The sequence below is a fragment of the Ruminococcus sp. NK3A76 genome (assembly GCF_000686125.1).
Classification (GTDB): domain Bacteria; phylum Bacillota; class Clostridia; order Oscillospirales; family Ruminococcaceae; genus NK3A76.
Genome location: NZ_JMMA01000002.1, coordinates 281208 through 297579, shown reverse-complemented (window position 1 = coordinate 297579; position 16372 = coordinate 281208). Strand labels below are relative to the sequence as shown.

General features: G+C 48.5%; 17 protein-coding genes. All 17 read right to left on the bottom strand.

Going from position 1 to position 16372, the window contains the following annotated elements; translation table 11 throughout:
* Positions 1-183 precede the first annotated feature (183 nt).
* A complete protein-coding gene (locus CD05_RS0101585; protein WP_028509015.1) occupies positions 184-552 on the bottom strand; it encodes a hypothetical protein in 369 nt (122 codons plus the stop codon).
* A gap of 173 nt (positions 553-725) precedes the next feature.
* Positions 726-1004, bottom strand: coding sequence for a zinc-ribbon domain containing protein (locus CD05_RS0101580; RefSeq protein ID WP_028509014.1), 279 nt, complete (start codon positions 1002-1004; stop codon positions 726-728).
* A gap of 18 nt (positions 1005-1022) precedes the next feature.
* Complete coding sequence (locus CD05_RS0101575; RefSeq protein WP_037322740.1) at positions 1023-1574, bottom strand: sigma-70 family RNA polymerase sigma factor; 552 nt, start codon at positions 1572-1574, stop codon at positions 1023-1025.
* Positions 1575-1928: 354 nt separating this feature from the next.
* A complete protein-coding gene (locus CD05_RS0101570) occupies positions 1929-2204 on the bottom strand; it encodes a hypothetical protein (RefSeq protein ID WP_028509012.1) in 276 nt (91 codons plus the stop codon).
* Between the two features lie 120 nt (positions 2205-2324).
* Complete coding sequence (locus tag CD05_RS0101565) at positions 2325-3809, bottom strand: DUF4340 domain-containing protein (protein WP_028509011.1); 1485 nt, start codon at positions 3807-3809, stop codon at positions 2325-2327.
* A complete protein-coding gene (locus CD05_RS0101560) occupies positions 3809-5488 on the bottom strand; it encodes a GldG family protein (protein WP_028509010.1) in 1680 nt (559 codons plus the stop codon). Before CD05_RS0101560 ends, CD05_RS0101565 begins: the two co-directional genes overlap by 1 nt.
* Positions 5489-5507: 19 nt before the next feature.
* Entirely contained in the window at positions 5508-6212 is a 705-nt protein-coding gene (locus CD05_RS0101555; protein ID WP_028509009.1) for an ABC transporter permease subunit, read from the bottom strand.
* A 21-nt stretch (positions 6213-6233) separates the two neighbouring features.
* Complete coding sequence (locus CD05_RS17020; protein WP_037322738.1) at positions 6234-7217, bottom strand: ATP-binding cassette domain-containing protein; 984 nt, start codon at positions 7215-7217, stop codon at positions 6234-6236.
* A gap of 94 nt (positions 7218-7311) precedes the next feature.
* On the bottom strand, positions 7312-8766 hold the full coding sequence (gene gltX, locus CD05_RS0101545) for a glutamate--tRNA ligase (RefSeq protein WP_028509008.1): 1455 nt from the start codon (positions 8764-8766) through the stop codon (positions 7312-7314).
* Between the two features lie 2 nt (positions 8767-8768).
* Positions 8769-9692, bottom strand: a complete 924-nt coding sequence (gene ribF / locus CD05_RS0101540) for a riboflavin biosynthesis protein RibF (RefSeq protein ID WP_051588758.1) — start codon at positions 9690-9692, stop codon at positions 8769-8771.
* A gap of 13 nt (positions 9693-9705) precedes the next feature.
* The gene (gene truB / locus CD05_RS0101535) at positions 9706-10623 is read right to left on the bottom strand and encodes a tRNA pseudouridine(55) synthase TruB (protein WP_028509006.1); all 918 of its coding nucleotides are present in this window, start codon (positions 10621-10623) and stop codon (positions 9706-9708) included.
* Positions 10616-11587 carry a bifunctional oligoribonuclease/PAP phosphatase NrnA gene (locus CD05_RS0101530; protein WP_037322737.1) on the bottom strand — a complete coding sequence of 324 codons (972 nt, stop codon included), beginning with the start codon at positions 11585-11587 and terminating at the stop codon, positions 10616-10618. Before CD05_RS0101530 ends, truB begins: the two co-directional genes overlap by 8 nt.
* Before the next feature lie 15 nt (positions 11588-11602).
* Complete coding sequence (gene rbfA, locus CD05_RS0101525; protein ID WP_028509004.1) at positions 11603-11992, bottom strand: 30S ribosome-binding factor RbfA; 390 nt, start codon at positions 11990-11992, stop codon at positions 11603-11605.
* A gap of 22 nt (positions 11993-12014) precedes the next feature.
* Positions 12015-13139: a hypothetical protein gene (locus CD05_RS0101520; protein ID WP_028509003.1), complete on the bottom strand. Its 1125-nt coding sequence runs from the start codon at positions 13137-13139 to the stop codon at positions 12015-12017.
* A 34-nt stretch (positions 13140-13173) separates the two neighbouring features.
* A complete protein-coding gene (gene infB, locus CD05_RS20225; protein WP_084262065.1) occupies positions 13174-15744 on the bottom strand; it encodes a translation initiation factor IF-2 in 2571 nt (856 codons plus the stop codon).
* A 23-nt stretch (positions 15745-15767) separates the two neighbouring features.
* The gene (locus CD05_RS0101510) at positions 15768-16103 is read right to left on the bottom strand and encodes a ribosomal L7Ae/L30e/S12e/Gadd45 family protein (RefSeq protein ID WP_028509001.1); all 336 of its coding nucleotides are present in this window, start codon (positions 16101-16103) and stop codon (positions 15768-15770) included.
* Positions 16096-16365: a YlxR family protein gene (locus tag CD05_RS0101505; protein ID WP_028509000.1), complete on the bottom strand. Its 270-nt coding sequence runs from the start codon at positions 16363-16365 to the stop codon at positions 16096-16098. The genes CD05_RS0101510 and CD05_RS0101505 overlap by 8 nt, the downstream gene beginning before the upstream one ends.
* Between the last annotated feature and the right edge of the window lie 7 nt (positions 16366-16372).

Here is a 16372-nt window from a genome sequence, read left to right as displayed (position 1 = left end):
TTTTACGGGGTCTATGCTATCGTTTTAATTATACACGCTTTTTTCAAAAAAGTCAATAGGATATAATGTTAATTTTCTTATCCGGACATCAGTGATACCCCTGCAAAAATACACAAAAAGCACTTCTGATAAACAATTACCAGAAGTGCCAGCAAATGCATTATGCAGTCTTAAAGACGATCATCAGTCTTCCTTTTCGAGGTAGATCTTTTCGCCCTCAAGATCGAAAACGAGCTGATCGCCGTCGAGCTTGCCGTCGAGGTCATCACCGTCAGCTGTGAGGGTGATATTGTCGCCGTCTGCTTCCCACTCAACGCTCTTCTTAGTGCCACTGAAAGAAACTGTAGCGTCGCCGCCCTTTTCGATCTCTACGGTCATGAAGTCCTTTACCATTTCGCCGCCATCTTTGTCGTCCTTAGTGATCTTCTTGCCGTCTGACTCAACTGCAACGCTCTTCCATGTGCCGTGGAACTGGCTTGCACAGCCCGTAAGTACAACGCAGGCAACAACCGCACAGAAAACGAGTGCTAAAACCTTCTTCATTCTTTTCATAATACTACTCTCCTTATTTCCATAATATCTCAGGAGCATTGCTTTCTCCTGCCATAATTATAATAGCATATAGCACCCTAAATGTCAATACTTTAAACAATTTTTAAGCGATAGATACAGCCGGACAAGCGATATGCTTTATCCGGCTGTGAAAACTGTCATTATTAACGGGCTTATGCTTCTTCCTTCATCTTAGCGAAGCACTCGCTGCAATATACAGGCCTGTCCTCCCTCGGCTGGAAGGGAACCTTAGCCTCGCCGCCGCAAGCAGCACAAACTGCTGTATAGAGCTGTCTTCCGCCTCTGTTAGCGCCTTTTCTTGCATCACGGCACTCCTTGCATCTCTGGGGCTCGTTCTCAAAGCCTTTCTCTGCAAAGAATTCCTGCTCACCTGCTGTGAAAATGAATTCCTTTCCACAGTCCTTACATACCAATGTCTTGTCTTCGTACATAATCGTTTTACCTCGCTTTTAAATATTGCCAAGCTCTGCCCGTAGCTTCTTTCTTGCACGCTGCATAGCATTGTTCACCTGTTTCGGGGTCATACCCAGCTCATAGCCTATCGCCTCATAGCTGAGCCCCACCGAGAAAAGCCTGAATACACGCCATTCCTTATCCGAGAGCACCGTGGCGGCCTTTTTATTTATCTCCTGCACACGTTCCTTCTGCTCCACTATATTATAGGGTATCAGCTCGCTCTTGTCGGCGCACATATTCTCCTTTTCCTCATCAAGCGGCTCTTCCTTAATGTTATCGAGCTTCTTGACGGCGTTTATCATACGGTTTTTCATACATCTGTTAGCGTATGTCGCAAAGCCTGCGCCCTTGTCCGGGTCATAGGTCTTGGCAGCTGTCAGGCAGCCTATAAGCCCCTCCTGAAAAAGGTCTTCATAATACTCAGGAGAGATAGCCCACGCCTTTGCATACGCCACGAAGGTATAGCGAGAGAGCAGCTCGTTCATAGCATTATTATCCGTCCTTGAAAGAACGGCAAGCTCTTCATCACTAAGCTCTACTGCCATAGCTCCCCCTATGCGTTCCTACGCACAAACCGCCGCCATACCGCATACAGCAGCCCGTCTGATAATATAAATGTGCATATTTATAATAGCATTTTTATTATTCATTGTCAAGCATTTTTTAAAATTCGACAATAAAAAATTAATATTTGTAGGTTATCACAGATTTAATATTATTTTATTGTTACTTTTAACCTATTAGCCCCTTATACAATGTATAGTGAATAATAAAAAGAGAATAGTGAATAGAAAAGGAGCCCGCTTTACGAGCGATTTTTAAAATCATCACCGAAGGTGATCCCTTGACTATCCACTATTCGTTATTCACTATTCACTTAATGCCTGGTCATTTCTTTATCAGCTTACCTTGAGCCATGCACAAGCATAGTCAAGTGCGGTATAAAGGCTGTCAACTTCCTTGGTCTTGACGATAGCCTCTGTAGGCGGCAGCGAGCTGTCGGTAGCCATTTTTCTTATCCTTACCTTTGTAGCTACGTCGATATCTGCCTGCTTTGCAGTTTCGAGTATCTCCATCCAGATGACATACTCATCATACATATTGCCGAAATAAAGCTGCTTGCCCATTCTTACGAGCGGAAGCCCCTTATAGGTGAAAAAATTAGCATCTGCCATTCAGAACCATTCCTTTCCATATTTGGTGTTAGGCAATACCGCACAAGGATCGTGCGCAGATCGCCTTAGGTCTATTATATACTGTGTTGTCTGAGAATATGCCCGAAATGGGGCATATCATCAGTAAGACTCCCCTATCTTCTTGCCTTCTTCAAGAGCCTTGATGTTCTCCTCGAACTGAGTTATCCACTTCGACTCTATCCTGTAGCTTGTGACACCGTTCAGCTTGACTATCATTCTTCTGCCGGTGTCGGTATAAAGCTCTATGGTATCTCCGCCGCCGTCATAGCGCTTTATCTCTATCTTCATTACAAATGCGCTCTCGTCCGGGTCATCAAAACAGAGCTCGGAGGTCGGGCAGGTCAGCAGGAACTCATAGAATGTCTTAAGGCTCTCGGTATCAAGAGCTTTTCCGTTCATCTCAGCCGACTTAAGGTCTTCGGCTTCGCTGTCATATGTGAGCTTGATATCGTCAGTGCCGTTCTTCTTGGTTATCACTATCTCGCCTACGTCCTTGATATAGTTGAAGGTCATAAGGCTTGAAAGGATATCTGACGGTGTCTGGGATACCCAGGGCAGCGAAGATGCGCTTACCGAGAATATGCAGTCCATGCCGTTTACGCCCTCGATAGTGCAGTAGTAGGAAGCTATCTCGTCCATATCGTTGCCGTCCTCGTCCTTGACGTGAACTGCGTTGCCGATAGTGAGCTTATAGTCATAGCTCTCGCCCACGAGAGTAACGACTGCTGCCGGGTCTTTAAGGCCGTATTCCTTAAGTGCTTTATCATCGGGGTGGAGCACCTCTGCCATAGAAGCTGTAAGCCCCCACATACCGTGAGAATAGTCTGTCGATGAAGTGATATTGAGGTAGCCGTACACAGGCGATGTCATTACCTGCGCCGAAACAGAGCCCTCCTCCTTATCATCGTTTACAATAACTACGTCATAGTCTGCGTCTTTTCTCTTTACAGTGAGCTTGCCGTACTCGGGGTAGTCATTCTCGCTCGGCTGTGATATGAACACACGGTTCACATAGGCCTCCTTAGCCTCTGTCATATAGGAAACATAGGTCTGGAGCACCTCATAGACGGTCGTTGTGCCTTCCTCATAGAGATAGAGGTATCTGTCGCTCTTGGGCAGATAATCGCCTATGATGAACGTCCTTTTTTCGCCGTCGTTGAAGGTCACGGTGAACTTGCCGTTAGGGTCATCAAAGCCGTACTTTGACAGATCCTTTGAGTCCTCCTCGACAGTATCGAAGGATTTGAGCGTCGCTGCGCAGTCTGCAAGGGAGTTGCACTCGGAAAGGCCGAGTGTCAGCCCTTCGAGCTCGGGTATCTCCCACTTGCTCTTGCCGGAGGCGTTCTTTGACATTGTAAAGCTGCCGGACTTATTCTCTACAGCGATGCTCTCGACATCATCTGCTGTACGGTCAACTATCTGCGTCTTGGTGTTCTCACGCTTGTTGAGAACAACGCTGTTGCTGCTCTCGTCCTGCGAGGAGCTTTCCTCAGGGCCGCCTGTCTTCTCCAGAAACAGGAGCACGCCGCCCAGAGAGGCTGCAAGAACACCTGTGACGATTATGCCTGTCAGTTTACTGTTCATTACTTGTTCTTTCTCCTTATCCAGATAACAAGCCCTGTGATAAGCACTATAACAGGTATTATCACGATGAATGTCCATTTGAGCTTGGTCTTTTGTCCTTCGTTGATATCGAAGATATTGCCGCTTATTACCTTGGGTGTAACGGTGATGCCCTTGGTCTTGCCTGTAAGGCCGTTTATTACACTTAAGATATACTCTCTGTTCTGATACTGGTCATATGCGAGCACCTGGTCGGAGATTATGGAAGCACCTCCGATAGCCAGGATATTGCTGTAGTAGGTATCGTCATTATCAACGCCGAAGGCTGCCTTTGATGCGAGCACGATATAGTTCTGCTGACCCTTGGTGAGAGTTTCCTCTGTCTGGGTGTCCATAGTGTATGCGTCCTTGCTTGAAGAAACATACTTGAAGGTCTTTATCATGCCGTCCTCCTCATAGAGGGGGTTGACAGGGCGTGAGCTGAGCACGAGAAGCTCAGGGTTGGAATTTGTCATATCCTGTCTGAAATCATCGGATATCTCGTTTGCTATCGTATAGTAATTCTTCTGATAGTAGTTTGACTGATATGTCTCGCAGACAACGCCCTTGCCTATCTCGAGACCGTATTCCTTAAGGAACTCGTCGATATTCGGTGTATCCGACTGGCCGTAGTCGGAGACATATATGAGCTGTCTGCCGAGTATACCGTCATTGAGCAGGAACTTATCCACCTTATCGAGCTCCTCGGGGAGATAGTCTACCTTAGGTGCGCCCATTACGAGCACGTTGCTGTCCTCGGGGATATCGTCCGTTGTGATATTGATGCTCTTTACCGTATAGCCGTTTGCTGTGAGAAGTGTACGGAAATAGCTGAACTCGCTGAGCTCATTTCTGCCTTCAAGGAAGGTGACTGTGACAGGCGACGGGTCAGTAACTGCCATGATAGCAGATGTGAAAGCCTGCTCTGCCGACGAGCTCTCGATATAGTTGCCGTAGTAGCTGATAAATGTCAGGTCATTGCCGACCTGCTTTGCATACTCCTCAACGGAAACGCCGTACTGCGAGAACATTTGTGTGAGCTCATCATTGAACTGCACAAGGTCGATAAGGCCTATAACTCTTGTTCTCTTTATCTCCTTGCCGTCATCGCCCTTAGGGTTTGTCTCGACGATGATATCGTACTGAGCCACCTCGTCGGTGTAATCCTTATAGAAGTCAGGGTTTGCGTTTATATCCTTATACTGATACTTTATTTTGCTGTTATACTTTGAGTATGACTTCATGACCTCGTTTGCCTGCTGTGTATAGGTCGAAAGGCCTGAGAAAGCCTTTTCATCAGCGCAGACGGTGATCATTACGTCCATGTCTATGCTCTTGATATAATCCTCACTGTCCTCGGAGATAGAGTATATCTTCTCCTTTGTAAGGTCGATGGTTATAGGATATCTCTCAAAGAGCTTTGTTGCCACGATATTCACAAGCACCAGGAATACAAAGAACACTACCGTGAGAGTCGTTGCCATAGCGCCGTGCTTTAATTTCTTGACGCTGCCCGACTCACCCTTATTCTTCTTTGTCTTTTCAGGCTTGTCTTCCTTTTTGCCGCCTGTTTCAGCCTTTTTCTTCTTTTCCTCAGCCAGCACGCCGGCGAGGAGATCCTTGCTGTCGGTCGATACCTTGTTTTCGTCTAACTTTGCCATTTACAAACGCCCCCTTCCCTTAGCTCCAGCGGCGCTTTTCAAGCACTCTTACCGTAAGGAAAAGGAATGCCACAGCCGCCGAGATAAAGAACAGAACGTTTGACATATTGAAAAGCCCGAGCGTGAAGTCATAATACCTGTTCCAGAAGCAGAGCGAATTGAACACCTTGCCTATGAATTCAACAGGGATAAGGCTTCCAAGAGTCGAGAGAAGGTAGAGCCCCACCATTGCAAAGAATGATATTACAGCCGCTACTATCTGATTCTCTGTGAGCGACGAGCAGAAGATGCCGACTGCTATATAAGCAGACCCGAGCAGCAGAAGTCCCACTATATTGCCCATGATAACGTTCCAGTCGGGCTTTGCGTATGCGGAAACGACGATAGCATAAACAAACGTTATAGCAACGCCGAGCGCATAGATAAGAAAGCTCGCTAAAAACTTGCCGACTACTATGCCGCCGAGCGACACAGGAGATGTGAGCAGGCACTGGTCAGTTTTCTGCTTTTTCTCTTCCGAGATAGTTTTCATCGTGAGTATAGGTATCAGAACTATAAGCACGAGTATGAGGTCTGCGAACACAGCATCGAGCTTAGTCGAGCCGTACTGCAGTGAATTCTGTGAGAAAATAACTCCCGTACAGCAATAAAAGCCTGCAAGGAAAATATATCCTATCGGGGAGATGAAGTAAGACGAGACCTCTCGTCTGAATATTGCGCCCATGTGATAACATCTTTCCTTTCTTTATTCTTTATCTGCTGTATCGTCATCATCGTCATTTGTGAGCCCGGGCACTGCCTCGCCCATTGTGAGCTTAAGGAAGATATCCTCAAGCGACAGCTCGCTTGCACGCAGGTCGAGTATAGGCATATTGCGCTCTGCCATACGCTTAAAGAGCTCACGCCTTATATCAACGCCCTCCTTGGCCTCGATGCGGTATTCCCATACGCCCTTTTCACGCTCCGAGCCGACCTCTACCTTGATAACGCCCTTGATAGAGCTTATAAGCGGCTCTACTGCATCGCTCCTGCCCTCGATACGGGCTGTGAGCAGGTGCTCGTTTATGAGCTTGCGTGAGAGGTTGTCCTCGGTATCGTCTGCCACGACCTTGCCTTCGTTGATGACTACTATCTTATCACACACTGCCTGCACCTCAGAGAGTATATGCGAGGAGAGTATGACTGTTCTGTTCTTGCCGAGCTTTTTGATAAGCGTTCTTATCTCGATTATCTGCTTCGGGTCAAGGCCGACGGTCGGCTCATCGAGAATGAGCACCTTCGGGTTGCCGATAAGCGCCTGAGCAAGACCCACACGCTGCTTATAGCCCTTTGAAAGGTTCTTGATAACACGCTTATAGACATTGTCTATCTTGACGAGCGAGCATATATCCTTAAGGTGGGAATTTCTCGGCAGCTTGCATTTTTTCAGGTCATAGACAAAGTTTAAGTACTCCTTGACCGTCATATCCATATAAAGCGGCGGCAGCTCAGGCAGATAGCCAAGCTCTCGCTTTGCCTTTATGGGGTCTTCGAGTATATCTATGCCGTTTATGAGCGCCTTGCCCGAGGTGGCGGAGATATAGCCTGTGAGGATATTCATCGTGGTGGATTTTCCGGCACCGTTAGGTCCCAGAAAGCCAAGTATCTCGCCGTCTTCAGCCTTGAAGGATATATTATCCACGGCCTTTTTATCGCCGTAATGCTTTGATAGGTTGCTGACCTCTATCATTTTGTAGTTCCTCCGTTTATTGTAATGTCACATATCACATAATTGCCTATGATATTATATACCGCAAATGTGTTTGATTAGTGACAGCTGTATATTACTTTGATAAAAGCTCGATGCCCTTTGCTATCCTGTCAAGGGTATCCTGCCTGCCTATCAGGTATGATATCTCGATACCGCCGCCGGGGGTAGATGCCTTGCCGGACACTGCCACACGAAGCGGCAGGAGTATCAGTGCGTTCTTTACCTCTTTGGCAGCTATCAGCTCAAAGAGCCTGTCGTGGATATTCTCCTCAGTCCAGTCCGCTTCATCTATGCCCTCCATTACAGGGAGTATATCCTTAAGCGACTTAAGCGACTTCTCCTCGTCTATCTTGTTTTTCTTGTTGAAGTAAAGAGCCTTGTCATACTCTCTGAGCTCGTCTAAGAAGTCTACCTTCTCGGGGATATCAGTGAACACCTCTGTTCTGTCCTGGAGCAGCGAGCATATGCGTGATATGTCGGTGTCTCTCTTAACAGTCTGTCTGATGTAGGGTGTTGCGTACTTTTCAAACTCCTCAGGTGTGAGCTTCTTTATATACTTTGCATTTATCGCCTTGAGCTTTAACGGGTCGAAGATAGCAGGCGACTTTGAAAGACCCTGTATATCGAATTCCTTTATGAGCTCATCGAGGGTGAATATCTCCTCCTCGCCCTTGGGTGCCCAGCCGAGAAGTGCTATGTAGTTGACAACAGCCTCGGTGAGGTAGCCCTTGTTTATCAGGTCTTCAAAAGAAGCATCTCCGTCACGCTTTGAGAGCTTGTGCTGCTTGTCCTTCATGATATGCTCAACGTGGATATATGTAGGGACTTCCCAGCCGAATGCCTTATAGAGCAGCTCGTACTTGGGCGCTGAGGAAAGATACTCGTTGCCTCTTACAACGTGTGTGATGCCCATGAGGTGGTCATCGACTACGTTTGCGAAGTTATATGTAGGCATACCGTCTGTCTTGATAAGTATCTGGTCTTCAAGCTCAGAGCACTCAACAGTGATATCGCCGTAAAGCTCATCGTGGAAGGTAACACTGCCCTCAAGCGGCATCTTCTGTCTGATAACATAGGGTGTGCCGGCATCGAGTCTGGCCTTTATTTCGTCTTTTGAGAGGTCACGGCAGTGTCTGTCATAGCTGTAGGTCTTGCCCTGTGCCTCGCACTCAGCCTTCAGGCCGTCAAGTCTTTCCTTGTCGCAGAAGCAGTAGTAAGCCTCGCCCTTTTCAACGAGCTCCTCGGCATATTTCTTGAACATACCCATTCTCTCGCTTTGGATATAAGGGCCTACAGGGCCGCCGACATCAGGACCCTCGTCCCAGTTAAGGCCGCACTGTCTGAGTGTGTTGTATATAACGTCAACTGCGCCTTCGACATAGCGCTCACGGTCGGTATCCTCTATTCTCAGGATAAAATCGCCGTCGTTCTGCTTTGCGATAAGATATGTAAACAAAGCAGTACGGAGATTACCTATATGCATATACCCTGTCGGTGAGGGCGCAAATCTCGTTCTAACCTTTTTCATCTTCAAAAGTCCTTTCCTGTATATTTCAAATACGCCTTGCAGGCATACTCGGTGTTCCTTTTTATCTCTGCCCTGAGCTCGTCGAAGCTGTCAAACTTTCGCTCAGGCCTTATGAACTCATAAAGCTCTATCTCTATCTCACGGCCGTAGAGGTCACCGTCATAACCCACGATAAACGTCTCGGCAAGCGGTTTGATATCATGCTCGACTGTCGGCTTGACACCGATATTGGTGACACCCGTATACTGTCTGCCGTCAACATGGACGTTCGACACATACACGCCGAACCTCGGCAGCACGAGCCCGTCGGGGATAAGCTGGTTTATCGTCGGGAAATCCCACGTTCTGCCTATCTCGTTGCCGTGTATGACATCGAGGCAGTAGCCGTAGTTATAGCCGAGCAGCTTGTTTGCCTTTTCTATCTCGCCCTTGCTTACGAGCTTTCTTATAAGCGAGGAGCTTATCCTTGTGCCGTTATCGTCAAGGCGCTCGACTATCTCGACCGAGAAGCCGAATTTCCGGCCGTATCTTACAAGCGCATCACTGTCGCCCTCGGCCATATGCCCGAAGCGGAACTTCTCGCCGCACACTGCCGCCTCTGCGTGCAGAGCGCCTTTGAGTATATCCCTTGCGAAGTCCTCCGCCGGCATCATTTTGAGCTTATAGAAATCGGGCGAATAAATATATTCCGCACCTGCCCTGTCTAACAGCTTTTTCTTGAAGCTGTTGGTTATGAGCATCTTATAGTCGCTGCCCTTTGAGTCTACCGTCTGTGTGTTGAAGGTGAAGACAGCCTTTTTCAGCTCGCTGTGCGAAAAAGCCTTTTCAAGCACCTGTCTGTGCCCTCTGTGTACCCCGTCAAAGATACCGAGTGCCACTGCGGTATTATCATTGGTGACTATACCTGTTTGTGTAATATCCTTCAAGGGATCTTCCCCCTCAGTAAAAATTCCTGAGCGCCCTTACCTCGTTTTTTTGCACATCGACATATGCCACCGAGATAAGCCCGCCCTTATCTGAAATAATGCAAAAGCGGCTGTCCTTGTCAAAGCTCTTTATACCCAGCTGCTCCGGGCGGAGCTTGACGCCGTTTTTGTAAAGTGTCGTTCTTTTTTCGTCAAGCCTTATTTTCGGGTACTGCGAGAACACCCTTTCAAGGCTTAAGATACGTTCGTTTATCTGACCGCTGTCTGCAAGCTGCTGTGCCTGCTCTATGGTCATGCACTCAGACACCTTAAAGCCGCAGGCAGATGTTCTTTCAAGCGCTGTCATAACACCGACTGTGCCCACGCTCCTTGCTGCGTCGCAGATAAGCGTCCTTATATAAGTTCCCTTGCTGACAGACAGGGTGATAACGCCCTCTCTTGTCTGCTCGTCATACTCATCAAGCGTTATGAAGTCAACATATCTTCTCTTCGGCTCACGCTTTATCTCAACGCCCTCTCTTGCATATTCGTAGAGCTTTTTGCCGCCGACCTTGACTGCCGAATACATAGGCGGTATCTGCATATACTCGCCCACAAAGCTGTCAAAAGCCGCTTTCAGCTGCTCTCGTGTCACACGGGTGTCGTCTTCACTGAGAGTCTTGCCTGTGATATCCTGCGTGTCGGTGTCGATGCCGAGCTTAAAATGCGCTTTGTATTCCTTCCCGCTCTCAGGCAGTATATCGGCAGCCCTTGCGGCCTTGCCTATCAGCACAGGCAGCACACCTGTAGCAAGCGGGTCAAGCGTTCCGGTATGGCCTATGCGCTTTGTATGAAGTATGCCACGCAGCTTTCCGCAGACATCAAAAGACGTCCAGCCCTCGGGCTTGTTTATCAGCAGTATCCCTGCCGGCTCGTTATTGCGCTCAGTCATCGTATTCCTCTCCGATAGCCTCAGCAACAGCCTTTATGACTGTTTCCCTGACCTCCTGGAGCGAGCCCTGTATCTCACAGCCGGCAGCCCTTATATGACCGCCGCCGCCGAATTTACGGCAGAATGCCGAAGCATCTACCTCCTCGGTGGTGCGCACTGAGAGCTTGAAGACATTCTCATGCCTCTGCTTTACCGTGATACCGATAACAACGCCCTCTATCTCGAGCGGTATGGAAGCAAGCCCCTCAAACTCAGCCGGCTCAGCGCCGCAGTTTTTCATAAGCTCGGTGGTCAGAACTATCATGGTACACCTGTCATTGAAATAATACTCCATATGGTTGATAACGCTCTGCTCGACCTTTATCCTGCCCTTTGACTTTACGTCAAACATTTTTCTGTTTATATGCTCAAAGCCTATATCATACTGCATAAGCTCGGCTGCTGCGATATGCGTCTCGGGGGTGGTGTTCTGATACTTGAAGCACCCTGTATCCGTGGCTATTGCCGTATAAAGGCACATAGCTATAAAGTCAGATATCTTATAACCCACCGTCTTGAAATACTCATAGAGTATCAGTGCTGCCGCAGATGCCCTGCCGTCAAGGAATGTCTTTTTGGCAAAGCCCCTGTTTGAGATATGGTGGTCGATGCAGACATCGACTGCGCCCTCCTCCATATACGCCTTAAGGTGCGAGCCGAAAAGCGACTTGTCGGCAACATCCACCGCAATAATAAACTGCGGCTCAAAATCCTGAACATAATACCCGTCATAAAGGAAATTATACCTTACCGGGAAATTCTCGTTGTTTATGACGTTTGCCTTTTTGCCGAGGTCACGCAGATACGCACAGAGCGCAAAGCCGCACCCTAAGGTGTCCCCGTCGGGGCTCTTATGGGTGAGTATGAGCACGTTGTCGCACCCTTCAAGTATGTCCTTCAGCTCGAGGTAATCAGATTTATTCATGTGATGCTGTCCTTTCTAAACCTCATCATTATCATCATTTTCGCTGTCATCTGCCGCAGTCTTTGCAGCGATGCTTTTGAGCTTTTCATTTATCTGTGCAGAATGCTCCATAGAATCATCTGCTATGAATTTAAGCTCGGGGCATTTTCTTAAGCCCAGAACATTTGATATCTCACGCTTTAAAAAGCCGCTTGCGCTCTCAAAGCCCTTAACGGCCTCCTTTGCCTTGTCATAGCCCTCAAAAGAGGAAACATACACCTTGCAAAACGACCCGTCGCCTGCAACGTCGCATCTGACTATGGTGAGCATACCGTTTTTACTTATCCTCGGGTCTTTCAAGTCTCTCATCTTGCCCGAGATTATGCGCTTGATATCCTCGCTCATTCTTCCTGCTTTATGTCCCATAAATTATTCTCCTGTAATCATGTTATGCCTTGAATGCGTAGGGGTAGTATATCTGTGAGCCGTTTATATACATAAACTGATAGATGTTGTTTTCAGGCGTGCCGTGCGATGAGTTTTCATCTATATACATACAGAACAGCCCGTCTATCTTGTCGCTCTCGGTGTAGCTGCCGGAGTTCAGGGTATCACCCTCGGCGTTTTTCCACTCCCACTTGTTTGATGAAAACTCTATCGTGGTCATATCCTCAGTTTTAAGGCTTGCTTTAAGCATATCCTTTATGTCATCGGGAGTCTCATTAGCGTAGAAATACCAGTCGTCAGCCGCCGCCATAGGGTCAAACTTCACGCTGAAGCTCCCGCCCTTTGAGTAGCTTCCGTCAAGCTCCCAGCCGGCTGTGTCGGCACAGAGCACGCCGTTATGCACGGTGAAATACTGCCTCTTAGCGTCTTTGAGCACCTTTTCGTCCATATGGATCGGACACTGGCTAAAGCTTCTCATACCCATAGGCATAGGCATCACGCACATATCGAATTTAAGATAGTCAGCAGCAAACCACATGGGCGCTGCGTATTGCAGATAAGTTCCCTCGCCTACCGTGTTCATAAGCTCCATATTCTTGCCGAAAAGCTCACCGCTGCCGGCATCGGCCTCACTTACCTCGGGGGTGTCGAGCTTTTCGCCGAACTTATCCGAAGTAACAGTGCGCTTTTCATGCTTATACTCAAAGCTGAGCTTGCCGCCGTCGGTCTTATAGCTGCCTGTAAACTCCATATCGGTGCCCGACGATGTAGGCTGATAATAGGCCGTAAAGCCGCCGTCTTCATCAAGCTCGAGCACAGACACGGCTGCTATCTTGTCGAGCTTGTCGGTGTCACCGTCGCTGCCGCCGCTGAAATATGACTGCGACTGATCTATTGCCGAGTCAAAGTTTGTCATTAGCTGCTTGGGATCATTGCCAAGTCTGCGTATGCCCTCAAAGGGGACGTATATTCCCGAAACGTCGCTGTCAGAAGCGCTTTCGCTGACACTTTGCTTTTTGTCTGTGCTGCTTTCATCGCTCTTGCTGCTGTCGTCCCTGTCGCAGCCTGCCATTGCAAAGCAAACGGCAAAAGCGAGAAATGCCGAAACTATCCTCTTACGGTCCACAAGCTCATCTTCCCTTATTAATGTCTTCGAGATATTACTCTCTGTACTCCTCCATTACGAAGGCCTCGAATATATCGCCTTCCTTGATATCGCTGAACTTTTCAAGTGTGATACCGCACTCAAAGCCGGAAGCAACTTCCTTGACATCGTCCTTGAAGCGCTTGAGTGTGCTCATCTTGTCCTCGGCGATAACAATACCGTCACGGACAACTCTTATCTCGTCGTTGCGGCCTATCTTGCCTTCAAGAACATAAGCACCTGCAACATTGCCGACACCTGTGATCTTGTATACCTGTCTGACCTCGATGCGTGCAGTCTCGACCTCTCTGAACTTAGGTGCGAGCATACCCTTCATAGCATCGGTTATCTCCTCTATAGCATCATAGATTATCCTGTAAAGTCTTATATCAACGCCGTCACGCTTTGCGTTCTCCTTGGCAACGGGGTCAGGACGAACATTGAAGCCTACGATGATAGCATTGGAAGCTGTAGCGAGCATTACATCGCTCTCGGAAACAGCTCCGACGCCGCCGTGGATCACCTTTACTCTTACTTCGTCGTTTGAGAGCTTTTCTAAGCTCTGCTTAACTGCTTCTACCGAGCCCTGAACGTCAGCCTTTACGATGATAGGAAGCTCCTTCATCTCGCCCTCGGATATCTGGCTGAACAGGTTTTCAAGAGTTACCTTCTGGTACTGCTTGAACTGCTCCTCTTTAGCGTCGAACTTACGCTGCTCAACGAGCTCTCTTGCGAGCTTCTCGTCCTCAACTGCGTTGAATGTATCGCCTGCCGAAGGCACCTCTGCAAGACCTGTTATCTCTACAGGTGTCGAGGGGCCTGCCTTGGTTATGCTCTTGCCGTGGTAGTCTGTCATTGTTCTTACTCTGCCGACAGACTGGCCTGCGATGATGACATCGCCTGCGTTGAGTGTACCGTTCTCAACAAGAAGTGTTGCAACAGGGCCCTTGCCCTTGTCAAGTCTTGCTTCTATAACAGTACCCTTAGCGAGCCTGTTGGGGTTAGCCTTAAGCTCCTTGACCTCAGCTACGAGCAGAACGTTTTCAAGAAGCTCGTCAATACCCATACCGGTCTTTGCAGACACGGGAACTGCGATAACGTCGCCGCCCCATTCCTCAACTACGAGCTCGTGCTCGGTGAGCTGCTGCTTTACTCTGTCGGGGTCTGCACCCTCTTTATCCATCTTGTTTATAGCAACGATAACGGAAACGCCTGCTGCCTTTGCGTGATTTATAGACTCGATAGTCTGCGGCATGATACCGTCATCAGCCGCAACAACGAGGATAGCGATATCTGTGATATTTGCACCTCTTGCTCTCATTGATGTGAACGCCTCATGGCCGGGGGTGTCGAGGAAGGTTATCTTCTTGCCGTTGTAGCGCACCTGATATGCACCGATATGCTGTGTGATACCGCCTGCCTCGCCTGCGGCTACGTTTGCATTTCTTATCCTGTCGAGGATAGATGTCTTACCGTGGTCAACGTGACCCATAACAACTACTACAGGGCATCTCTCAACGAGGTCTTCTTCCTTGTCAGCCTCGTCCTCGATAAGTCTTTCCTCGATAGTTACGATAACTTCCTTCTCTACCTTAGCGCCCAGCTCATCAGCAACGAGCGATGCCGTATCAAAGTCTATCACTTCGTTTATTGATGCCATAACGCCAAGACCCATGAGCTTCTTTATTACCTCGGTAGCTGTTACCTTAAGGCGTGATGCGAGCTCGGAAACAACTATCTCATCAGGGATAAGCACCTTGAGCTGCTGCTTTCTTGCACGCTCAAGCTCAAGCCTGCGCAGCTTATCCTTCTCAGACTCGTTCTCTCTCTTGCCGTGGTTGCCCTTCTGCTTTTTATACTGCTGGGACTTCTGAGTGAGCTTCTGCTTCTTCGAGTAGTTGTCCTTGCCGCCCTGCTTGGAGCTTGCCATGTTGTCATACTTCTCGTTGTACTTGTCAAGCTCGGTATAGCTGCCTCTTGTATCAACTATACGTCTGCCGCTGCTGCTCTGCTCCTCAGATACGGTATATCCTGTGCTGCTCTGCGAAGACGAGCCGCCGCCGAGTATAGTCTGCTTGCCGTGGTCGTGCTTCTTTTCCTTTTTCTTTTCTTCCTTTTTCTTAGAGCCGCCCATTGCCTTTGCAGTGTCGAACTTGTCAGCCTTGGACTTTTCGGGCTCAGGCTTCTTCTCTGCCTTGGGGGCAGCTTCTTCCTTTGCAGGCTCAGCCTTTTTCTCTGCCTTTGCAGCCGGCTTTTCTGCCTTTGCAGGCTTCTCGGCAGCCTTTTCTGCCTTTTCGGGCTTTTCTGCCTTTGCAGCCTTTGCAGGCTTCTCTGTCTTGTCCGCAGCCTTCTTGGTTTCCTTCCTGGGCTTCTCGGGCGCTACATTATTAGCAAAATATGCGCTCAGATCCGTCACTGCGGTCTTCTGTGTGAAATACTCGAATACAAAGCTGACCTCCTCAGGTGTAAGAGCGCTCATAGCCTTCTTCGGCTCGCCGCCGAGCTGTGCAAGGCACTCAAAAAGGTCATTGTTCGTCAGCTTCATATCCTTTGCAAGCTGGTTTAACTTTATCGCTGAATTTTTCATAGGCACTGTGTCCTCCTCAAATCTTATATGCTGTAGAATTCATTTTCATCTATTTCTATGGGCTGAAGGCTCTTTGTGAGCGCCTTCCAGAAGCCCTTGTCGTTTACCGCCATGATACCTGCACGCTTTCCGAGCTCCTGCCAGACCTCGTCCATCGTGAGCCCCAGTGAATAAAGGGGAACTTCATTCTTATAGCAGACGTATTTCAGCTCCTTAAGCGACTTTGGCGACAGGTCGCTTGCTGCGGCGCACCCGAAGGCCGTGCCGTTTTTGCAGGCCTCCTTTGCCATATCAAGGCCGAGGCTCAGCTTTCCTGCCCTGCGGCACATGGTCACGAGCCCCATAATGTTTTTACTCATTCTCCGTCAGCTCACTTTCCATGCTGTCGTACACCGCATCGTCTATCCTGCACTGAAAGCTCTTTTCGAGCTTCCTTGCTTTCCTTGCGAGCCTTAAGCAATCTGCACTCCTGCATATATATGCGCCTCTGCCGTTTTTCTTGCCTGTCAGGTCAAGGCTTATCTCGCCCTCGGCCGGCTTTACTATCCTTATAAGCTCTCTTTTCGGCTTCATCTCACCGCAGCCGAGGCACATTCTCATAGGTATCTTTTTAACTTTCATAGCGGTC

Excerpts from the sequence above, each read along its gene's own strand:
- CD05_RS0101585 (WP_028509015.1), bottom strand. The coding sequence starts at position 552 with ATGAAAAGAATGAAGAAGGTTTTAGCACTCGTTTTCTGTGCGGTTGTT.
- CD05_RS0101580 (WP_028509014.1), bottom strand. The coding sequence starts at position 1,004 with ATGTACGAAGACAAGACATTGGTATGTAAGGACTGTGGAAAGGAATTC.
- CD05_RS0101575 (WP_037322740.1), bottom strand. The coding sequence starts at position 1,574 with ATGGCAGTAGAGCTTAGTGATGAAGAGCTTGCCGTTCTTTCAAGGACG.
- CD05_RS0101570 (WP_028509012.1), bottom strand. The coding sequence starts at position 2,204 with ATGGCAGATGCTAATTTTTTCACCTATAAGGGGCTTCCGCTCGTAAGA.
- CD05_RS0101565 (WP_028509011.1), bottom strand. The coding sequence starts at position 3,809 with ATGAACAGTAAACTGACAGGCATAATCGTCACAGGTGTTCTTGCAGCC.
- CD05_RS0101560 (WP_028509010.1), bottom strand. The coding sequence starts at position 5,488 with ATGGCAAAGTTAGACGAAAACAAGGTATCGACCGACAGCAAGGATCTC.
- CD05_RS0101555 (WP_028509009.1), bottom strand. The coding sequence starts at position 6,212 with ATGGGCGCAATATTCAGACGAGAGGTCTCGTCTTACTTCATCTCCCCG.
- CD05_RS17020 (WP_037322738.1), bottom strand. The coding sequence starts at position 7,217 with ATGATAGAGGTCAGCAACCTATCAAAGCATTACGGCGATAAAAAGGCC.
- gltX (WP_028509008.1), bottom strand. The coding sequence starts at position 8,766 with ATGAAAAAGGTTAGAACGAGATTTGCGCCCTCACCGACAGGGTATATG.
- truB (WP_028509006.1), bottom strand. The coding sequence starts at position 10,623 with ATGACTGAGCGCAATAACGAGCCGGCAGGGATACTGCTGATAAACAAG.
- CD05_RS0101530 (WP_037322737.1), bottom strand. The coding sequence starts at position 11,587 with ATGAATAAATCTGATTACCTCGAGCTGAAGGACATACTTGAAGGGTGC.
- rbfA (WP_028509004.1), bottom strand. The coding sequence starts at position 11,992 with ATGGGACATAAAGCAGGAAGAATGAGCGAGGATATCAAGCGCATAATC.
- infB (WP_084262065.1), bottom strand. The coding sequence starts at position 15,744 with ATGAAAAATTCAGCGATAAAGTTAAACCAGCTTGCAAAGGATATGAAG.
- CD05_RS0101510 (WP_028509001.1), bottom strand. The coding sequence starts at position 16,103 with ATGAGTAAAAACATTATGGGGCTCGTGACCATGTGCCGCAGGGCAGGA.
- CD05_RS0101505 (WP_028509000.1), bottom strand. The coding sequence starts at position 16,365 with ATGAAAGTTAAAAAGATACCTATGAGAATGTGCCTCGGCTGCGGTGAG.